The sequence below is a fragment of the Paraburkholderia sp. HC6.4b genome (assembly GCF_014200875.1).
GTDB classification, from domain to species: Bacteria; Pseudomonadota; Gammaproteobacteria; order Burkholderiales; family Burkholderiaceae; genus Paraburkholderia; species Paraburkholderia tuberum.
Map to the genome: position 1 here is coordinate 164,624 of NZ_JACHDC010000001.1, position 19,486 is coordinate 184,109.

The 19,486-nt window shown below is 66.5% G+C and carries 14 protein-coding genes; 8 read left to right on the plus strand and 6 right to left on the minus strand.

The window, feature by feature from the left end:
- Positions 1 to 36 precede the first annotated feature (36 nt).
- The 5 genes from def to HDG34_RS00730 form a co-directional block, all read right to left on the minus strand.
- Positions 37 to 570 carry a peptide deformylase gene (gene def, locus HDG34_RS00710; protein ID WP_090800596.1) on the minus strand — a complete coding sequence of 178 codons (534 nt, stop codon included), beginning with the start codon at positions 568 to 570 and terminating at the stop codon, positions 37 to 39.
- Positions 570 to 2,633 carry an NAD-dependent DNA ligase LigA gene (gene ligA / locus HDG34_RS00715; RefSeq protein ID WP_184056909.1) on the minus strand — a complete coding sequence of 688 codons (2,064 nt, stop codon included), beginning with the start codon at positions 2,631 to 2,633 and terminating at the stop codon, positions 570 to 572. The genes def and ligA overlap by 1 nt, the downstream gene beginning before the upstream one ends.
- A 166-nt stretch (positions 2,634 to 2,799) precedes the next feature.
- Positions 2,800 to 4,116: a cell division protein ZipA C-terminal FtsZ-binding domain-containing protein gene (locus HDG34_RS00720; protein WP_184056911.1), complete on the minus strand. Its 1,317-nt coding sequence runs from the start codon at positions 4,114 to 4,116 to the stop codon at positions 2,800 to 2,802.
- Between the two features lie 113 nt (positions 4,117 to 4,229).
- Complete coding sequence (gene smc, locus HDG34_RS00725) at positions 4,230 to 7,748, minus strand: chromosome segregation protein SMC (protein ID WP_184056913.1); 3,519 nt, start codon at positions 7,746 to 7,748, stop codon at positions 4,230 to 4,232.
- Positions 7,749 to 7,932: 184 nt separating this feature from the next.
- Positions 7,933 to 8,994 (minus strand): DMT family transporter, encoded by a 1,062-nt coding sequence (locus tag HDG34_RS00730; RefSeq protein WP_184056915.1) that lies wholly within the window; start codon positions 8,992 to 8,994, stop codon positions 7,933 to 7,935.
- Between the two features lie 303 nt (positions 8,995 to 9,297).
- Between HDG34_RS00730 and dapC the strand changes: the two genes are divergently transcribed.
- The 6 genes from dapC (at position 9,298) to cls (ending at position 15,653) form a co-directional block, all read left to right on the plus strand.
- A complete protein-coding gene (gene dapC / locus HDG34_RS00735) occupies positions 9,298 to 10,518 on the plus strand; it encodes a succinyldiaminopimelate transaminase (protein WP_184056917.1) in 1,221 nt (406 codons plus the stop codon).
- Positions 10,519 to 10,591: 73 nt separating this feature from the next.
- On the plus strand, positions 10,592 to 11,419 hold the full coding sequence (gene dapD / locus HDG34_RS00740) for a 2,3,4,5-tetrahydropyridine-2,6-dicarboxylate N-succinyltransferase (protein ID WP_090800603.1): 828 nt from the start codon (positions 10,592 to 10,594) through the stop codon (positions 11,417 to 11,419).
- The gene (locus tag HDG34_RS00745; RefSeq protein ID WP_090800605.1) at positions 11,419 to 11,784 is read left to right on the plus strand and encodes an ArsC family reductase; all 366 of its coding nucleotides are present in this window, start codon (positions 11,419 to 11,421) and stop codon (positions 11,782 to 11,784) included. The genes dapD and HDG34_RS00745 overlap by 1 nt, the downstream gene beginning before the upstream one ends.
- Positions 11,785 to 11,925: 141 nt before the next feature.
- The gene (gene dapE / locus HDG34_RS00750; protein WP_184056919.1) at positions 11,926 to 13,065 is read left to right on the plus strand and encodes a succinyl-diaminopimelate desuccinylase; all 1,140 of its coding nucleotides are present in this window, start codon (positions 11,926 to 11,928) and stop codon (positions 13,063 to 13,065) included.
- Between the two features lie 14 nt (positions 13,066 to 13,079).
- A complete protein-coding gene (gene prmB / locus HDG34_RS00755) occupies positions 13,080 to 13,964 on the plus strand; it encodes a 50S ribosomal protein L3 N(5)-glutamine methyltransferase (protein ID WP_090800608.1) in 885 nt (294 codons plus the stop codon).
- A gap of 201 nt (positions 13,965 to 14,165) precedes the next feature.
- On the plus strand, positions 14,166 to 15,653 hold the full coding sequence (gene cls / locus HDG34_RS00760; RefSeq protein ID WP_184056921.1) for a cardiolipin synthase: 1,488 nt from the start codon (positions 14,166 to 14,168) through the stop codon (positions 15,651 to 15,653).
- Positions 15,654 to 15,663: 10 nt separating this feature from the next.
- On the opposite strand, the gene HDG34_RS00765 is transcribed toward cls, so the two are convergent.
- Positions 15,664 to 16,143 carry a glutathione peroxidase gene (locus tag HDG34_RS00765; protein ID WP_090800611.1) on the minus strand — a complete coding sequence of 160 codons (480 nt, stop codon included), beginning with the start codon at positions 16,141 to 16,143 and terminating at the stop codon, positions 15,664 to 15,666.
- Between the two features lie 166 nt (positions 16,144 to 16,309).
- Here HDG34_RS00765 and HDG34_RS00770 point away from each other — a divergent pair, with 166 nt between their 5' ends.
- Positions 16,310 to 18,265, plus strand: a complete 1,956-nt coding sequence (locus tag HDG34_RS00770) for an ATP-binding cassette domain-containing protein (protein ID WP_184056923.1) — start codon at positions 16,310 to 16,312, stop codon at positions 18,263 to 18,265.
- A gap of 108 nt (positions 18,266 to 18,373) precedes the next feature.
- The gene (locus HDG34_RS00775) at positions 18,374 to 19,429 is read left to right on the plus strand and encodes a CaiB/BaiF CoA-transferase family protein (RefSeq protein WP_184056925.1); all 1,056 of its coding nucleotides are present in this window, start codon (positions 18,374 to 18,376) and stop codon (positions 19,427 to 19,429) included.
- Positions 19,430 to 19,486: the final 57 nt, after the last annotated feature.

Below are 19,486 nucleotides of genomic sequence, written 5' to 3' on the forward strand. Positions count from 1 at the left end.
CACTTTGGCGTGGGTTTTTTGTTGGCGGCAGCCGTGTCAGTCGTCGCTATTCGTATCGAGATCCGGGAACAGGACCTCCGTAAAGCCGAACTTCGAGAAATCGGTAATCCGCATCGGATACAGCTTGCCGATCAGATGATCGCATTCGTGCTGCACAACCCGCGCGTGAAAACCCTCGGCGACCCGGTCGATCGGATTGCCGAACTGATCGAAGCCGTGATAACGGATCATCGAAAACCGGCTCACCACGCCGCGCAGCCCCGGCACCGACAGGCAACCTTCCCAGCTTTCTTCCATGTCCTGCGAGACCGGCGTGACGGTCGGGTTGATCAGCACCGTTTCGGGCACCGGCGGCGCGTCCGGATAGCGCTCGTTCGAACCGAAGCCGAAGATCACCACCTGCAGATCGACGCCGATCTGCGGCGCGGCGAGACCCGCGCCGTTCGCCGCGTGCATGGTCTCGAACATGTCTTCCACGAGCCGGTGCAGTTCGGGCGTGTCGAAGTGATCGACCGGCTCGGCGATTCGCAGCAGGCGCGGATCGCCCATCTTCAGAATGTCGTGAATCATCAGTGCCCCTCCAGGAGCTTGCGCATACCATCTTCGTCGAGTACGGGGATGCCGAGTTCCTCGGCCTTCGAAAGTTTGCTGCCCGCGTCGGCCCCCGCCACCACGTAACTGGTTTTCTTCGATACCGACCCCGCCACCTTCGCGCCGGCCGCCTCGAGCATATCCTTCGCGTCCTCGCGCGACAGGTTTGGCAGCGTACCGGTCAGCACGACCGTCTGCCCGGCCAGCACGCCCTGCGGCGCCTTCGGCGCTGGTGGCCCCTCGGGCCACGTGACCTTGCCCGGCGCGCGCAGCTGTTCGATCACCGTGCGGTTGTGGTCCTCGGCGAAGAACTGGTGGATCGATTCGGCGACGACCGGCCCCACGTCGTTGACTTCGAGCAGTTCCTCCAGCGACGCATCCATGATCGGATCGAGCGAGCCGAAGTGCTTCGCGAGATCCTTCGCGGTCGATTCGCCGACATGGCGAATCCCCAATGCGTAGATAAAGCGCGCGAGCGACGTGTGCCTGGCCTTGTCGAGCGAGTCGAGCAGGTTCTGCGCGGACTTTTCGGCGAAGCGGTCGAGTTCCGCGAGCGTCGTGAAGCCGAGATTGAACAGATCGGCCGGCGTGCGCACCAGGTTCTGTTCGACCAGTTGATCGATGATCTTCTCGCCGAGGCCGTCGATATCGAGCGCGCGCCGCTGCGCGAAGTGCCACAGCGCCTGCTTGCGCTGCGCCGGACAGAAGAGCCCGCCCGTGCAGCGCGCGATCGCCTCGTCGGGCAGCCGCTCGATCGCCGAACCGCACACCGGGCACTGCGTCGGCATCACGAACTCGCGCGCGTCGGCCGGACGACGCTCGAGCAGCGCGCTGACCACCTCCGGAATCACGTCGCCGGCGCGCCGCACGATCACTGTGTCGCCGATGCGGATGTCCTTGCGGCGCACTTCATCCTCGTTGTGCAAGGTCGCGTTCGTGACCGTCGCGCCGCCGACGAACACCGGTTCCAGCCGCGCGACCGGCGTGATCGCGCCGGTGCGGCCGACCTGCACGTCGATCGCGACCAGCTTCGTCAGCGCTTCCTGCGCGGGGAATTTGTGCGCGAGCGCGAAGCGCGGCGCGCGCGACACGAAACCGAGCGCATCCTGCTCGTCGCGCCGGTTGACCTTGTAGACCACGCCGTCGATGTCGTAGGGGAGCCTGTCGCGCTTCTCGCCGACCGCGTGGAAGAAGCCGAGCAGGCCTTCGGCGCCCTGCACGACCGCGCGCTCGCCATTGACCGGCAAGCCCATCTCCTTGTACCAGTCGAGCAGTTCGCTATGGGTGGCCGGCATCTCGATGCCTTCGAGCACGCCGATGCCATACGCGAAAAACGACAGCGGCCGCTGCGCGGTGATCTTCGAATCGAGCTGCCGCAAGCTGCCCGCCGCCGCATTGCGCGGGTTTGCGAATTCGCGTTGTTCGGCGGTGCGCTGGCGTTCGTTCAGGCGCTCGAAATCGCGCTTGAACATCAGCACTTCGCCGCGCACGTCGAGCACGCGCGGCACGCGCTTACCCTTCAGCTTCAACGGAATCGAGCGGATCGTGCGGACGTTTTCGGTGACGTTCTCGCCGGTCGTGCCGTCACCGCGCGTGGAGGCCTGCACGAACACGCCGTCGGCGTAGCGCAGCGAGATCGCGAGGCCGTCGAATTTCAGCTCGGCCGCGTAGTCGACGGGAACCGGCGGCTCGCTCGCGTTGTTGCCGAGCGCGTCGCCGATGCGCTTGTCGAACGCGACGATGTCTTCGTCGGCGAAACCGTTGTTCAACGACAGCATCGGCAGATCGTGCACGACCGGCTCGAAACCGCTCGCGGCCTCGCCGCCGACGCGCTGCGTCGGCGAATCCGGCACGATCAGATCGGGATGCTCGGCCTCGATGCGCTCCAGCTCCTTGAACAGCTTGTCGTACTCGGCGTCCGGCAGGTCCGGTTGATCGAGCACGTAATACGCGTAGTTCGCGCGTTCGAGTTCCGCGCGCAACCACACGGCCCGCTCGGCCGGAGCGCTGGTTGCGGAAGGAGGGACGGAGGATCGGGCCATGCTGTCGGAAGCTTCACGAGAAGAAAGTCGGACATCGGATTATCGCAGGAAGCGTGCCCCTTTACATCGCTGAATCGGGGCGGGCCGCGCTGCGACGCAAGCCGGAAACGACGACGGCCGCACATCGTGCGGCCGTCGTCAAAACGCGCAGAACGCTGCAAAAGGCTTACTGGCTGAACAGGCGCCGCGTGGCCGGCGAACCCGCAGGAATACCCGCCTGTTCGAGCTTCGCGTACAGCGTCATCAACTGTTTTTCGATCGCGAGCAGCGCGCTTTCCGGCAGCGGCCGGCGACCGTCGTCGACCACGCGTCCGCCGATGCGCTCGGCCAGCGACTTCGCGTAATCGCACATCAGCCGGAACGGCAGGATGTCTTCGTCGGCGACCGGCACGTCGAGCACCAGCGTGATCATCTCGCCGCCTTTGTACGTGAGGTCGTCGCGCAGGAAGTTGGTGTCGCCGAACTGCAGCATGAACACCGGGCTTTGCCGCGAGTCGAGCTTGACGAAGCGGGTGCCGTCGCGCGACAGCAGCAGACCGTCCTGCGATGCGACCGCCTGCACGTAGTTGGCCGACCACGGCGCGCCGTCCGACAGCACGTTGATCGACAACTGCGCGTCGCACTGGGCGGCAAAGCCGTCGAGCTCGCGCGCCATCGCGACGGTTTCGAGCATGTCGGGGAATTCCGGCGCCGCGTCGAGCGCATCGGCGAACTGCTGTACGCCGGTCACGAACTCGGAAAATTCGAGCTCGTTCAGCGCGCCGCTACGGTTCGCGAGCTGCGCGGCCGCGCGCAGCTCTTCATAGCGCGTGCCGTTCTGCAGCAGCTCCCACGAGCCGCCGCCTTCGGGTTTGCCTTCGATGTGCACGGGCTTGCTGCCCGCCCGACGCAAGCGCTGCGCAAGCGGAAGCACCTTGTCGCCGGCCACGGGGCCGTTCAGCCGGATCGGCACGATACAGTCGATGCGTCGATCGACGATCGCGGGCGGCGCCGACGAAATCGTCGTGGCGGCCGGCAGGATCGGTTCGACCCGCTCGTGCCCGGCGGACGCGGGCTGGGCCGCGGGCGCTTCGGCCGTGGGCCGCTTCGCGTGCGCGCCCGGCGCCGCCGCAGGTTCGCCTTCGCCCACGGTATCGGCGTCCGCCGCTGGATAACCGTTCGGCGACGTCATCTCGGCCTGGATATCGGCCGGTGTATCGAGCGGTGCGGCGCCCGCGCCGAACGTCGGCTCGACGCGCGCCGCGGTCCGGTCCGCGGCCGCCTCGGCGCTCACGCTCGGCTCGCGCCGCGTGGTCGGCCGGGCCGGCTCGATGAACGGGCTCTGCTCCTCATGCTCGTCCCGCGCAAAGCTCTCGGCGGTGTCGGCCGGCATCGGCCGCGGCATCTTGCGGCGCACCTTCGCGCCCTGCCACGCGTTGTACACGACCACGCCCCCCACCACCACGGCACCCGCGCCGATCAAACCGAGTGTCAACTCGTCCATGCATGCTCCATCAGCAATTCTTCTATCCGCGCGGGCCTGTCGTCCGCTCCACGTACCGCGCGGCGCTCATCGAGGCCGCTGCGCTGGATGCGGATGCCCGCGAAGGCGTTAACTCAAACGATATTCTGGGCGAAACCCGTCGCCGTTTCCATGTCGACCGCGACGATCCGCGAGACGCCCTGCTCCTGCATCGTCACGCCGATCAGCTGCTGCGCCATCTCCATCGCGATCTTGTTGTGCGAAATGAACAGGAACTGGGTTTTGTCCGACATCGCCCGTACCAAATTCGCGAAACGCTCGGTGTTGGCGTCGTCGAGCGGCGCGTCCACTTCGTCGAGCAGACAGAACGGCGCCGGATTGAGCTGGAACATCGCGAACACGAGCGCGGTCGCGGTCAGCGCTTTCTCGCCGCCCGACAGCAGGTGAATCGTCGAATTCTTCTTGCCCGGCGGCTGAGCCATCACCTGCACGCCGGCGTCGAGAATTTCGTCGCCGGTCATGATCAGCTTCGCCTGGCCGCCGCCAAAAAGACGCGGGAACAGCTCGCCGAAATGACGGTTCACTTCGTCGAACGTACTTTGCAGCAGCGTGCGCGTTTCGGCGTCGATCTTGCGGATTGCGTCTTCGAGCGTTTCGATCGCGCTCGTCAGGTCGGCCGACTGCGAATCGAGGAAGCTTTTGCGCTCGGTCGCGGCCTTCAGCTCGTCGAGCGCGGCCATGTTGACCGGCCCGAGCGCGGTGATCGCGTTGTTGATGCGCGTGACTTCGCCCTGCAGGTACGACGGCTTCATGTCCGCCGTCAGCTTGGCTTGCAGTTCGGCCTCGTCGACACCGGCCGCGGCCAACTGCTCGACGAACTGCTCGCCGCTGATGCGCGCGGCCTGCTCCTTCAACTGCAATTCATTGATGCGGTCGCGCAGCGGCTGCAGGGCGCGCTCGGCGGTGAGGCGCGTTTCGTCCGCCGAGCGCAGCTTCGCGGTCAGGTCGTCGAGCTCGACGCGCGCGGCGCGCAGCGCCTCTTCTTTCACGGCGCGGATGTCGAGCGCGTCCTGCAGCCCGGTATGCGCGGTCTGCTCGTTGATCGTTTCCAGTTCGGCGCGCGCGTCTTCGAGCGCGCCCGCGACGCGCTCGCTCTGCTCGTGCGCGACCTGGATGCTGCGCTTCAATTCGTCGATGCGGTTCGCCATGTTGCGGGCGGCGAAGCGCGCGTCGGTGGCGGCGCGGTCGAGCTCGCGCGCTTCGCCGCGGGCGGTCGTCAGTTCTTCGTCGAGTGCTTCGAACGCGAGCTGGTGGTCTTCGAAGCGCGCCTGCAGTTCGGCGAGCTCGCCGTCGTGACGCTCGAAGTTCGCTTCCGACTCGGCGCGCAGCGCCCGCTGCTCGTCGATCTGCGCGGCGATTTCTTCGAGTTCCTCGCGAATCTGCGTGCTGCGCTGCGTGTAGCGTTCGTGTGCCTGGGTGAGCCTCAGCACGTCCATCTGCAACGCGTGCACCCGCTGCGTCGCGCGTTCGGCCTGCTGGCGCAGCTCGGCGAGCGCCTGCGCGGCTTGCGTGTGCGCGGCTTCGGCGCGGATCGCGGCGGCCTTCGCCTCGTCGGCGAGCAATGCCTGTGCGCGCACCTGGCGGCCGAGGTTTTCGATTTCCTGCTGACGCGCGAGCATGCCGGCCTGTTCGGAATCGGCCGCATACAGCTGTACGCCGACGCGCGTGACCACGTGCCCCGCCTTGACGACGAACGCGCCGCCCTCGGGCAGCTGCGCGCGCATCGAAAGCGCCTGCTGCAGATCGTCGGCGACGAAGGCGAGGCCGAGCCAGTCGGTCAGTACCGCGCGAATGCCCGCGTCCTCGATGCGCACGAGCGACAGCAGCGAGCGCAGCGCGCCCGCCGCCGGGGCAGGCTGACCAGCCGCGGGCGGCGCGTAGAACGCGAGCTTGGCCGGTGGCGCGTCGGTTGCGAACGCCTTGACCCAGTCGAGATTCGACACTTCGAGCGCGGCGAGGCGCTCGCGCAGCACCGCTTCGAGCGCGGTTTCCCAACCGGCCTCGACATGCAGTTTCTTCCACAAACGCGACAGGCTGCCCAGCTCGTGCTTGTCGAGCCACGGCTGGATCTTGCCTTCGGTCTGCACGTTTTCCTGCAACTGCCTGAGCGCGGCGAGGCGCGCGTCGAGCTGATGGATCTGCGCGCTTTCGGCCTGCACGCGCTCCTGCGCGGCGCGGCGTTCACCGTCGAGCCGCGGCAGTGTTTCCTGCGCGTCGGCGAGGCGGCTCTGCGCGTCGTGAAGGATTTCCTCGTGCTCGGCGAGCTGCATGCGCAATTCCTCGAGCTGCGCCTCGTCGGGCGCGTCGAGGCCACCCTCTTCCGATTTCAGCCGCTCATGGCGCTGCTGCAGCTGCTGCAACTGCTGATCGGCATTGCGCTGATGCGCGGCTTCGAGCTTCAGCGCCTGCTCGGTCTGCGCGATGCCGCCGCGCTCGGTGTTCAGTTCCGCCTGAGCGTCGCGCCAGCGCGCTTCGAGGGCGGGCAGCGCATCGTGCTTCGCGGCGGCGTCCTGTTCGGCGAGCACGGCTTTTTCTTCAGCGACGGCCAGTTGCTCTTCAGCGTCGGCGATATCGTCCTGCGCCTTGTCGGCCTGCGATTGCCACTGCTCGCGCTGCGCGGTCAGCGCGGCGATCTGCGCCTGCACGCGGTTGCGCGATTCGACGATGAAGCGGATCTCGGCTTCCAGCCGGCTCACTTCCGCGTTCGCCTCGTACAGTGCGCCCTGCGCGCCTTGCATCGCGTCGCTCGCCGAATAGTGCGCGACGCGCAGCGTTTCGAGTTCCGCCTCGACTTCGCGCAGCTTCGCGGTTTGCGCCTCGAGGTCGATCTGCGCCTGCTCGATCGCGCGTTGCTGGCGCTGCTGCTCGCCGGCCGCCTCGTTCTTGCGCAGCAACCACAGCAGACGCTGCTTTTCCTCGCCGTCGCTTTGCAGCTCGCGATAACGGGTCGCGACGACCGCCTGCCCCTCGAGCTTCTCGAGATTCGTGCCGAGCTCGCGGACGATGTCCTCGACGCGCGTCAGGTTCTCGCGCGTGTCGTGCAGACGGTTTTCGGTCTCGCGGCGGCGCTCCTTGTACTTCGACACGCCGGCGGCTTCTTCGAGGAACACGCGCAGCTCTTCGGGCTTCGCCTCGATCAGCCGCGCGATCATGCCCTGCCCGATGATCGCGTACGCACGCGGCCCGAGGCCGGTGCCGAGGAAGATGTCCTGGATGTCGCGGCGCCGCGCCGGCAGATTGTTGATGTAGTAGCTCGACGTGCCGTCGCGCGTCAGCACGCGCTTCACGGCGATCTCCGCATACTGGCCCCACTGGCCGGCGGCGCGGCCGTCCGCGTTGTCGAACACGAGTTCGACGCTCGCGCGGCTGCCGGGCTTGCGGGCGGTCGAGCCGTTGAAGATCACGTCCTGCATCGACTCGCCGCGCAATTCAGAGGCGCGCGATTCGCCGAGCACCCAGCGCACGGCGTCGATGATGTTGGATTTGCCGCACCCGTTCGGACCGACCACGCCAACCAACTGGCCTGGGACCTGGAAATGCGTGGGATCGACGAAGGATTTGAAACCAGCGAGTTTGATCGAGGTGAGCCGCACGGCGATTTCGCTGTTTGAAAAGAGAGAGTGATAGGTGGCTCGCGAGGTTGCGCCAGTCGTTCACCGCCGCAGCGGGACGGCCCCGCGCAACCTCGCGAGCCTTCGCAATTTGGTTGCCGGCTGCATGCCCTCATGCATATCTGAGGCACACGCAGGTACGCATGCGCCGGCTAATGAGGGGGAATCATACCATCGCGCGTGGACGATTCTTACTGCCCTTTCGGCGGTCGTCACTGTCGCCGTCAGGGCCGTGTTCGTCACCGCGTTGGTCGCCGCGTTTGCTACCGCATTGACCACCGCGTCCATCGTCGCCGCCGGGCCCCTCCGTGTCCCCGATGGCGGGATCGGGCGGCGCCAATTTCGTCCGATGCACCCAGCTCGACAAGGCCGACGCGAGCACGATGCACGCGCCGCCGGCCCATTCGCGCGGGCCCGGTACTTCGCCGGCGAACAGCCACGCCGACAGCGCCGTCACGACGAGTTCGAACAGCATGATGATCGACGCGCGATTGGCCCGCACGCGCGAGAGCCCGTATTGCACGAGCATGTTGTTCGACGCGAGCAGCAGACCGAGACCGAGCACCAGCAGCGCCGCCGTGCCCAGCTGCGCGCCGACGGGCGGCGCGGGCATCGGCTCGAACAGCGACGCGAGCGCGCCGAACAGCGCCGCGCCGCCGAAGATCACCGCGGTGCGCATTTCGGGCTTCATGTCCGGCAGCACGCGGCTCGTCTTCAGGATCAGCACGTTGCTCATCGCGAAGCCCATGCCGCCGGCGAGCCCGGCCCATTCGGCGGGATTGCCGGGTACCGGAATGCCGAGACGCGGCGACCATAGCATCGTCATCGCGCCCACGAGCGACAGCGCGGCCAGCGCCGCGCCCGACCACGTGAGCCGCTCGTGCAGGATGAAATGCGCGAACAGCGCGGTCCACGCGGGCGTCAGATAGAACAGCAGCAGCACGCGCATCACCTGACCGTGGATCGCGCCCCACACGAAGCCGAGATTAGTGACGCCCGCGGCGAGCGCGAGCGCCGGCAGCAGCCAGTGCCACCGCACGGTCTTCAGCGCGCCATTCCGCACGAGCAGCACGAACAGGCAGCCGGTGCCGCTCGTGAGCGCGCTCGCGGCGGTGCCGGTCACCCCGAGCGCGGCCAGCATCCGCAGCGGATACCAGACCATCCCCCAGACCGACGCGCCCAGCATGATCGCGAGCGTCGGCCAGCCGTTGCGAAGCCAGTTGGTCATGGGGCGGGACTCCGACGGGCGTCGTGGGCGGGTCGTATGAGGGTCCAGCCGGCCGTCTCCTGAACTGCTGCGTACATTGCTGCTCCTGCGTATTCTTTTACGCGAACCGTGGCAGATTCGCGCCGTTCCCGCCGCGGCGCCCCGGTGTGCCGCCTCGCGGATTGCTCCCGCGCCGCGCGCCAGGCTCCCGCCTGGTCCGCGGGCGCGCCACGCTATAATCGTCCGTTCGCCGCCGCCCGCCGGCGCGCGTGCCCGGTTGTCCCGCCATTCGTCCGCGTCCATCCCGATCAGGCCATTTCGTCCGTGAATCCGCTACTCGACTCCCTTCAGCCCTATCCGTTCGAAAAGCTGCGCCTGCTTTTCAAGGACGTCACGCCGCCGGCCGGCCTTGCGCACATCAGCTTCGGCATCGGCGAGCCGAAACATCCAACCCCGCCGCTGATCCGCGACGCCGTCATCGATTCTCTCGACGGCCTCGCCGCGTATCCGGCCACGCTCGGCTCGGCGCCGCTGCGCGAGTCGATCGCGAAATGGATCGCGCAACGCTACGACCTGCCGCCGCTCGATCCGCTGACCGAGGTGCTGCCGGTGGCGGGCTCGCGCGAGGCGCTGTTCGCGCTCGCGCAGACGGTGCTCAATCCGCGCCGCGATGCTGACGGCGAGCCTGCGATCGTACTCTGTCCGAACCCGTTCTACCAAATCTACGAAGGCGCGGCGCTGCTCGGCGGCGCGCAGCCGTACTTCGTCAACAGCGACCCGGCGCGCAACTTCGCGTGCGACTACTCGGCGGTGCCCGCCGACGTGTGGGCCCGCACGCAACTGCTGTACGTCTGCTCGCCGGGCAACCCGACCGGCGCCGTGCTCACGCTCGACGACTGGCGCGAGCTGTTCGCGCTATCGGACCGCTACGGCTTCGTGATCGCTTCGGACGAGTGCTACTCGGAAATCTATTTCGACGAGTCGAAGCCGCCGCTCGGCGGACTGGAAGCCGCGCACAAGCTCGGACGCGGCTTCGAGCGCCTCGTGATGCTGTCGAGTCTGTCGAAGCGCTCGAACGTGCCGGGCATGCGCTCGGGCTTCGTCGCCGGCGACGCCGCGATTCTCAAGGCGTTCCTGCTGTACCGCACGTACCACGGCACGGCGCTGTCGACCGTGTTCCAGAGCGCGAGCGTGGTCGCATGGAGCGACGAGACACACGTGCGCGAGAACCGCGCGAAGTACCTGCAGAAGTTCACGACCGTCACGCCGATGCTCGCCGACGTGCTCGACGTGCGCCTGCCCGACGCCGCGTTCTACCTGTGGGCCAACGTCGAGCGCACCGGCCTCACGGACACCGAGTTCGCCCAGCGCCTCTACGCCGACTATAATGTGACGGTTCTGCCGGGCTCGTTCCTCGCGCGCACCGCGCACGGCGTGAACCCCGGCCGCAATTTCGTGCGCCTCGCGCTCGTCGCCGACGTCGACGAATGCACGGCGGGCGCGCAGCGGATCGTCGAATTCTGCCGCTCGCTCAGTGTCATCTGAGTGCAGCCTGAGCCTCGCTTGAGCTACACGGCATCCCCTTCTTCAGACTTCAACCCTTCAGATAATCACGCATATGTCGCAACAACTTCAGAGCATCATCGATACCGCCTGGGACAACCGCGCCGAACTGTCGCCGAAAGCCGCGCCGGCAGAAGTGCGCGAAGCCGTCGCCCATGCGATCGAGCAACTCGATAAGGGGGCGCTGCGCGTCGCCGAAAAGAAGGACGGCGACTGGGTCGTCAACCAGTGGCTGAAGAAGGCCGTGCTGCTATCGTTCCGTCTGGAAGACAACGCGCCGATGCCGGCCGGCGGCTACAGCCAGTTCTACGACAAGGTGCCGTCGAAGTTCGCGAACTACACCGCTGAAGACTTCGCCGCCGGCGGCTTCCGCGTGGTGCCGCCCGCGATCGCGCGCCGCGGCTCGTTCATCGCGAAGAACGTCGTGCTGATGCCGTCGTACACCAACATCGGCGCGTACGTCGACGAAGGCACGATGGTCGACACGTGGGCCACCGTCGGCTCGTGCGCGCAGATCGGCAAGAACGTGCACCTGTCGGGCGGCGTCGGCATCGGCGGCGTGCTGGAGCCGCTGCAGGCCAACCCGGTCATCATCGAAGACAACTGCTTCATCGGCGCGCGCTCGGAAGTCGTCGAAGGCGTGATCGTCGAGGAAAACTCGGTGATCTCGATGGGCGTGTACCTCGGCCAGAGCACCAAAATTTACGACCGCGAAACCGGCGCAGTCACGTACGGCCGCATTCCGGCGGGATCGGTCGTGGTAGCGGGCAACCTGCCGTCGAAGGACGGCACGCACAGCCTGTACTGCGCGGTCATCGTCAAGAAGGTCGACGCGAAGACGCGCGCGAAGGTCGGCCTGAACGAGTTGCTGCGAGGCGATTGATGGCGCGCGGCACCAAAACCGTCGTCTACGGCATTCCGAACTGCGACACCGTGAAGAAGGCCCGTGTGTGGCTCGAAGAGCACGGCGTCGAGTTCGAGTTCCACGACTTCAAGAAGGCCGGCGTGACCGAGCCGCTCGTGCAGGACTGGCTCAAGGACGTCAAGCTCGAGGCGCTGCTGAACCGCCGCGGCACGACGTGGCGCGCTCTGTCCGACGACATGAAGGCGGCCGCGGAAACGCAGCCGGGCGCGATCGCGCTGATGATCCACAAGCCGTCGGTGATCAAGCGGCCGGTGCTGGTCGTGAACGGGCGGGTGAAGTCGCTCGGCTTTTCGGCGGACGAGTACGCGGCGCTGTTTGTCTGAGCGCGGCGCTGAAGCGCCAGGCTCCAGCACGAGGTAGTCGAACGCGCGGCCTCGCGCCGCGTCGTTCAAAGGCTGTTGCCGGCTGCGGTGCCTCACCGCGAGCCGGCATTTTTTCATTTCAAAGTGGCTTGTACTGAATCCATGTCCGGCACCCTCGCCCTTACCGAACAACTGATCGCGCGCGCGTCCGTCACGCCCGACGATCAGCATTGCCAGCGTCTCCTGATCGAGCGCCTCGCCGCGCTCGGCTTCGAGCACGAGACGATCGAATCCAACGGCGTGACCAACCTGTGGGCCGTCAAACGCGGCGTCGACGGCACGCAAGGCAAGCTGCTCGCGTTCGCCGGCCACACCGACGTGGTACCGACCGGCCCGCTCGAACAGTGGCGCTCGGCGCCGTTCGAGCCGACCCAGCGCGACGGCAAGCTGTACGGCCGCGGCGCGGCGGACATGAAGGCGTCGATCGCCGGCTTCGTCGTCGCGAGCGAGGAGTTCGTCGCCGCGCACCCCGAGCACCGCGGCTCGATCGCGTTCCTGATCACGAGCGACGAGGAAGGCCCCGCCACCGACGGCACCGTCAAGGTCGTCGAAGCATTGCAGCAGCGCGGTGAGCGCATGGACTACTGCATCGTCGGCGAGCCGACCTCGAGCGAGCGTTTCGGCGACATGGTCAAGAACGGCCGGCGCGGCTCGATGTCGGGCAAGCTGATCGTCAAGGGCGTGCAGGGCCATATCGCCTACCCGCATCTGGCGAAGAATCCGGTGCACCTGCTGGCGCCAGCGCTCGCCGAACTCGTCGCCGAGCGCTGGGACGAAGGCAACGACTATTTCCCGCCGACCACCTGGCAGGTGTCGAACCTCCACAGCGGCGCCGGCGCGACCAACGTGATCCCCGGCCACGCGGACGTGATGTTCAACTTCCGTTTCTCGACCGCGAGCACCGTCGAAGGACTGCAAAAGCGCGTGCATGCGATTCTCGACAAACACGGCCTCGAATACGAACTGCAATGGACCGTGAGCGGCCTGCCATTTCTCACCCCGAGCGGCGAGCTGTCGAGCGCGCTCGCGCAGGCGATCAAGGACGAAACCGGCGTGGACACCGAACTGTCGACCACCGGCGGCACGTCGGACGGCCGCTTCATCGCGCGCATCTGCAAGCAGGTGATCGAGTTCGGTCCGCTGAACGCGAGCATCCACAAGATCGACGAACATATCGAAGTCGCCCATATCGAGCCGCTGAAGAACGTGTATCGCCGCGTGCTCGAACAACTGATCGCGTAACCTGGAACTTTGCGATGACGCTTCCTTTTTGCACCGTCCGCGACCTGCTGCGTTATGCAGTGTCGCGTTTTAGCGAGGCCAAACTGTCGTTCGGCCACGGCTCGGCCAATGCCTACGACGAAGCCGCCTATCTGATCCTGCACACGCTGCATTTGCCGCTCGACCTGCTCGAACCGTTTCTCGACGCGCGCCTGACCACGGCCGAAATCGAGGCGGTGCTGAAAGTGATCGAGCGACGCGCCGCCGAACGCGTGCCGGCCGCGTACATCACGCAGGAAGCGTGGATGCACGGCTATCGCTTTTACGTCGACGAGCGCGTGATCGTGCCGCGCTCGTTCATCGGCGAGCTGCTGCAGGACGGCCTGCAGCCGTACGTCGAGGACCCCGAGCAGGTCGGCGCGGTGCTCGAACTGTGCACCGGCTCCGGGTGCCTCGCGATCCTCGCCGCGCACGCGTTCCCGAACGCCGACGTCGACGCGGTCGATCTGTCCGCGCCCGCGCTCGAAGTCGCGACGCGCAATGTGCTGGATTACCACCTCGACGAGCGCATCGCGCTGTTCGAAGGCGACCTGTATGCGCCGCTCGCCGAGCGCCGCTACGATGTGATCATCAGCAATCCGCCGTACGTGAACGCCACGTCGATGCAGGAGCTGCCGGCCGAATACAAGCACGAGCCGGAGATGGCGCTCGCCGGTGGCGCCGACGGCATGGACATCGTGCGACGGATCATTGCCGACGCGCGCAACTGGCTGACCGAAGACGGCGTGCTCGTCATCGAGATCGGCAACGAACGCGAGCACGTCGAGGCCGCGTTCGGCGGTCTCGACCTCGTGTGGCTGTCGACCAGCGCCGGCGACGACAACGTGTTTCTGATCCAGGCCAGCGACTTGCCGGTCTGAGTCCGGCATGCTGAGCGTTTGATCGTCGTTTCAAGCGCGTTTCTCAGGCAGGGTCACGAGCAATCGCCGCGACAGCGCGTGGCCTTGCCCGCAACCGCAGCCTGAGCCCGTTGCCCGACGCGTTCGCCGCAGACCACGGAGCGAGCCCGTGCCCGCCTCCGTTTCCTGAACCACGGCGCTTCGCCAACTGTTCGCGAGCTTATGTCATTCGACCTGCTTCACGTCGGCACGCTGGTTGCTGTTGCCCACATTCTCGGCATCATCGCAGCCGCTCACGCGATTCTCCATACCCGCACCTCGCAAGGGGCGATCGCGTGGGCCGTGTCGCTGGTCGCGATGCCTTATCTGACGCTCATACCCTACCTGTTCCTTGGCCGCAGCAAGTTCGCCGGCTACGCGGACGCGCGCCGCGTCGAGAACGAGCTGCTGCGCACGCGCGCGCATCCGCTGGAGTGGGATACGCAGGCGTCGTCGGCCGGGGTGCCGACGCAGCAGCTCGGCTCGCGGCTCGTGCAGTCGCTGACGCGCCTCGGCGGCATGCCGTTCCTGCCCGGCAATACCGTGCGCACGCTGGTCAACGGCACGGCGACTTTCGAGGCGATCTTCGAGGCGATCGAGAACGCGCGCCGCTATGTGATCGTGCAATTCTTCATCGTGCGCGACGACGCGCTCGGCGACATGCTGAAGGACGCGCTGATCGCCAAAGCCAAACAGGGCGTGCGGGTCTACTTCCTGTATGACAGTATCGGCAGCTTCGATCTGCCGCACCGCTACGTCGCGGCGCTGCGCGCCGCCGGCATCGAGATGCAGCCGTTCGCCACGAACCGCCTCTTCGTCAACCGTCTGCAACTGAATTTCCGCAATCACCGCAAGATCGTGGCGGTCGACGGCGAGCGCGCGTTTGTCGGCGGTCATAACGTCGGGGTCGAATATCTGGGCGCGAAGCCGCCGCTGTCGCCGTGGCGCGATACGCACATCGAAGTGCGTGGTCCGGCGGTCGCAAGCATCCAGTTCGTCTTCATCGAGGACTGGTACTGGGCCACGCAGCAGTTGCCCAAGTTCGACGCGCCGGCCGCGGATTCCGTGACCCCTTCCTTCGACCAGCCCGGCGACCACGGCGCCAACGAGCGCGCCGCGAACAACATGCACTGCCTCGTGCTGCCGAGCGGCCCGGCCGACAAGCAGGAGACCTGCTCGCTGTTTTTCGTTGAAGCAATCAACGCGGCACGTGAACGCATCTGGATCACGACGCCCTACCTCGTCCCCGACGAAGCCGTATTCGCTGCGTTGCGCCTCGCTGCGCTGCGCGGCGTCGACGTGCGCATCCTGATTCCGAGCCGGCGCGATCACCTCGTGGTGTTCGCGGCGTCGAAGCTCTATGCGTACGACTCGCTGCGCGCGGGCATTCGCATCTTCCGCTATCAGCCGGGCTTCCTGCATCAGAAGGTCGTGCTGATCGACAGCAGCGCGGCCGCGATCGGCAGCGCCAATCTCGACAACCGCTCGTTTCGCCTGAACTTCGAGATCATGGTGCTGACCGTCGACCGCGGCTTCGCGCTCGAAGTCGAGACGATGCTGCTCGACGACTTTGCCGAGTCGCGCGAAATCGACCGCGACGAGTACGACAAGTCGAGCGCGCTGCGACGCATGCTGATGCACGTCGCGCGGCTCTTTTCGCCGATCCTGTAGGCGTGCCCGCTTACAGCAGCGCTTCGATATCCCCGGTGATTGCCTCGGGCTTGGTCAGCGGCGCATAGCGCTTGACGACGTTGCCGTCGCGGCCGATCAGAAACTTCGTGAAATTCCACTTGATCGCCTCGAGACCGAGCAGTCCCGGCGCCTCGATCGTCAGATAGCGGAACAGCGGGTGCGCGTTCGGGCCGTTCACGTCGATCTTGTCGAACATCGGAAACGTCACGCCGTAGTTCTTCTCGCAGAAGCTGCCGATCTGCGCGGCGTCGCCCGGCTCCTGCTTGCCGAACTGGTTGCACGGAAAACCGAGCACCGCGAGCCCGCGCGCCGCGTACGCGTCATACAGTTTCTGCAAGCCCGCGTATTGCGGCGTGAACCCGCATTCGCTCGCGGTATTGACGATCAGCATCACCTTGCCTTCGTACTGCGCGAGACTCGCTTCCTCGCCGCCGAGCGTGCGTGCCGAAAACGAAAAGATCGATGTCATGTGCCCTCCCGTGAAAGCCGTCAGTCTATGCCAAAAGCGCTACCGATACAGTCGGCCGGATGGCCGATGAGCGCTGCGCGCGAAGTGACAGACGGGCAATCGGCGCCGCGCGCCCGGCAACGCGCCGGGCAGTCTAAAATAGCGGTTTTCTTCAGCCGGCCACGTCGTGATCCGCTTCAATCAGTTCAGCCTCGCGCGCGGCACCAAGCCGCTTTTCGACAACACCACGTTCACCTTGAACCCCGGTGAAAAAGCCGGCCTCGTCGGAGCGAACGGCGCGGGCAAGTCGACGCTGTTCGCCGTGCTGCTCGGCGAGCTGCACGCGGACGGCGGCGATTTCTCGATCCCGCCGACCTGGCGCATCGCGCACGTCGCGCAGGAAACGCCCGCCGTCGACAAAACCGCCCTCGCCTACACGCTAGACGGCGACGCCGCGCTGCGCGACATCGAAGCGCGCATCGCTTCGGCCTCCGCGGCGCACGACGGCGCGGCAGAAGCCGAAGCGCACGCCGCGTTCGCCGACGCCGACGGCTACACCGCGCCGGCTCGCGCCGAAGCGTTGCTGCTCGGCCTCGGCTTCACGCTCGACCAGACCCGCGAGCCGGTCAGCAGCTTCTCGGGCGGCTGGCGCATGCGCCTGAATCTGGCGCAGGCGCTGATGTGTCGCTCCGATCTGCTGCTGCTCGACGAACCGACCAACCACCTCGACCTCGACGCGATCGTCTGGCTGGAAGATTGGCTGAATCGCTATGCGGGCACGCTGATCGTGATCTCGCACGACCGCGAGTTTCTCGATTCCGTCTGCAACGTCACGCTGCATCTCGAGAACCAGCAGATCAAACGCTACGGCGGCAACTACTCGCAATTCGAAGTGCTGCGCGCGCAGCAGATCGCGCTGCAACAGAGCGCGTACGAAAAGCAGCAGCGCACGGTCGCGCATCTGCAGAGCTACATCAACCGCTTCAAGGCGCAGGCCACCAAGGCGCGTCAGGCGCAAAGCCGGGTGAAGGCGCTCGAGAAGATGGAGCTGATCGCGCCCGCGCACGTCGGGTCGCCGTTCACGTTCGAGTTCCGCACTCCCGACTCCGCGCCGAATCCGATGATGGTGATGGAAGACGTGCGCTGCGGCTACCATGCCGAAGACGGCAGCGAGATTCCGATCGTCGAGCGCGTGAGGCTGTCGATCCAGAACGGTCAGCGCATCGGCCTGCTCGGCGCGAACGGCCAGGGCAAGTCGACGCTGATCAAGACCCTCGCGGGCACGCTCGAACCGTTGAGCGGCCACGTACGCGAAGGCAAGGGTCTGCGCATCGGCTACTTCGCGCAGCATCAGCTCGAAACGCTGCGTCCGGACGACACCCCGTTGCAGCACCTCGCGCGTCTCGCGCCCGATACGCGCGAGCAGGAGCTGCGCGACTTCCTCGGCAGCTTCAACTTTTCCGGCGACATGGCGACCGCGAAGATCGCGCCGTTCTCGGGCGGCGAGAAGGCACGCCTCGCGCTCGCGCTGATCATCTGGCAAAAGCCGAACCTGCTGCTGCTCGACGAGCCGACCAACCACCTCGACCTCGAAACGCGCCACGCGCTGACGATGGCGCTCGCGCAATTCGAAGGCACGCTGATCCTGGTCTCGCACGACCGGCATCTGCTGCGCGCGACGACCGATCAGTTCATGCTGGTCGCGAAGCATCGTCTGCAGGAATTCGACGGCGATCTCGACGACTACCGCGACTGGCTGCTGCAGCATGCGGCCGAGCAGCGCGCCGCGCTGAAGGCCAATGCTTCCGGTGCGTCGGACGCAGCGTCCAACGGCGCGGCAAGTGGCGACAGCAACGTCAATCGCAAGGAACAGCGCCGCCTCGAAGCGGAAACGCGGCAGAAGCTCGCGCATCTGAAGAAGCCGCTGCAAAGCCGCATCGCGAAGATCGAAAGGGAAATGGACGCACTCAACGCGGAGAAAGCGACGCTCGATACATTCGTCGCCGATCCCGCGAGTTACGAACCGGAGCAGAAGAGCAAGCTGACGGAGGCGATCCGCCGTCAGGCAGACGTGAACGCGCGCCTCGACACGCTCGAAGCCGAATGGCTCGGGACGCACGAGGAACTCGAACAGATCGGCTAGCGGCACCGCGCCGGCATCCACGGGAGCTTGGCTTTGTCATTTGCGAATTCATCGTCCGGGTTATCGGCCCAAGAATCCGTAGCTGCATCGGCAGCCGATGCGCCGCCGTTGCAAGGACTGCGCGTGCTCGACCTCACGCGTCTGCTGCCGGGTCCGGTGGCCGCGCTGCGCCTCGCCGAGCTCGGCGCCGATGTGCTGAAGATCGAGGCGCCCGGCGCGGGCGACCCGACTCGCACGATGATGCAGTCGTCGAGCGATCGTGTCGCGGGCCGACCCGGCGCGTTTTACCGGATGGTCAATCGCGGCAAGCGCGAGACGCGCCTCGACCTCAAGTCCGAAGCAGGACGCCAGGTGCTGCGCGCACTCGCGACTGAAGCCGACGTGCTGATCGAGAGCTTCCGGCCCGGCGTGATGGAGCGGCTCGGCCTCGGCTACGCGACGCTCAGCGCAGCCAATCCGCGGCTCGTCTATTGCGCGATCAGCGGATATGGCGCGAGCGGTCCGTTCGCGGACCATGCCGGCCACGATCTGAATTACCTCGGCTATGCAGGCGTGCTCGATCAACTGGCGAACCGCGACGGTGCGCCGATCCTGCCGAACTTCCAGATCGCCGATCTGCTCGGCGGCGCATTGAGCGCAGTCACGCAGATTCTCGCGGCGCTCTGGCATGTCGCGCGAGGCGGCGCGGGCCGCTTCGTCGATGTATCGATGACGCACACGAGCTATGCGCACAACTTCGTCGCGCAGGTGTCGCTCGTCAACGAAGGTGCGGCGCCCGCCGCGGGCAGTGGTCTGTTGAACGGCGGCGTGCCCTGCTACAACCTCTACCGCACCAGCGATGAACGCTGGCTCGCGGTCGGCGCGCTCGAATTGAAGTTCTGGGAAACGCTGTGCATGGCGCTCGATCGGCCGGAATGGGCGACGCGTCACTGGAGCCTGGGTCAGGCGATCGGCGGTCCCGATGCCGTGGCACTCATTCAGGAAGTCGCCAATCTGATTGCGACGCGCACGCTCGGCGAATGGGTGGAATCGCTGGAATCGCTCGATTGCTGCGTGTCGCCGGTGCTGACGCCCGCTGAAGCGGCGCAGCATCCGCTGTTCAATCCGCACGCGTATGCGGCGGTGGCCGCGAGCGCCGCCGACTCACACGACGACGCGGCCTAATGCGCGTGGCGCAGCCGCGACGCGGGCGCAATGAAGATCAAGGCCCGGTCAATCGAA

What these genes read in the sequence shown, in the direction of transcription:
- def (WP_090800596.1), bottom strand. Translation starts at nt 570, where the DNA reads ATGATTCACGACATTCTGAAGATGGGCGATCCGCGCCTGCTGCGAATC.
- ligA (WP_184056909.1), bottom strand. Translation starts at nt 2,633, where the DNA reads ATGGCCCGATCCTCCGTCCCTCCTTCCGCAACCAGCGCTCCGGCCGAG.
- HDG34_RS00720 (WP_184056911.1), bottom strand. Translation starts at nt 4,116, where the DNA reads ATGGACGAGTTGACACTCGGTTTGATCGGCGCGGGTGCCGTGGTGGTG.
- HDG34_RS00730 (WP_184056915.1), bottom strand. Translation starts at nt 8,994, where the DNA reads ATGACCAACTGGCTTCGCAACGGCTGGCCGACGCTCGCGATCATGCTG.
- dapD (WP_090800603.1), top strand. Translation starts at nt 10,592, where the DNA reads ATGTCGCAACAACTTCAGAGCATCATCGATACCGCCTGGGACAACCGC.
- HDG34_RS00745 (WP_090800605.1), top strand. Translation starts at nt 11,419, where the DNA reads ATGGCGCGCGGCACCAAAACCGTCGTCTACGGCATTCCGAACTGCGAC.
- dapE (WP_184056919.1), top strand. Translation starts at nt 11,926, where the DNA reads ATGTCCGGCACCCTCGCCCTTACCGAACAACTGATCGCGCGCGCGTCC.
- prmB (WP_090800608.1), top strand. Translation starts at nt 13,080, where the DNA reads ATGACGCTTCCTTTTTGCACCGTCCGCGACCTGCTGCGTTATGCAGTG.
- cls (WP_184056921.1), top strand. Translation starts at nt 14,166, where the DNA reads ATGTCATTCGACCTGCTTCACGTCGGCACGCTGGTTGCTGTTGCCCAC.
- HDG34_RS00765 (WP_090800611.1), bottom strand. Translation starts at nt 16,143, where the DNA reads ATGACATCGATCTTTTCGTTTTCGGCACGCACGCTCGGCGGCGAGGAA.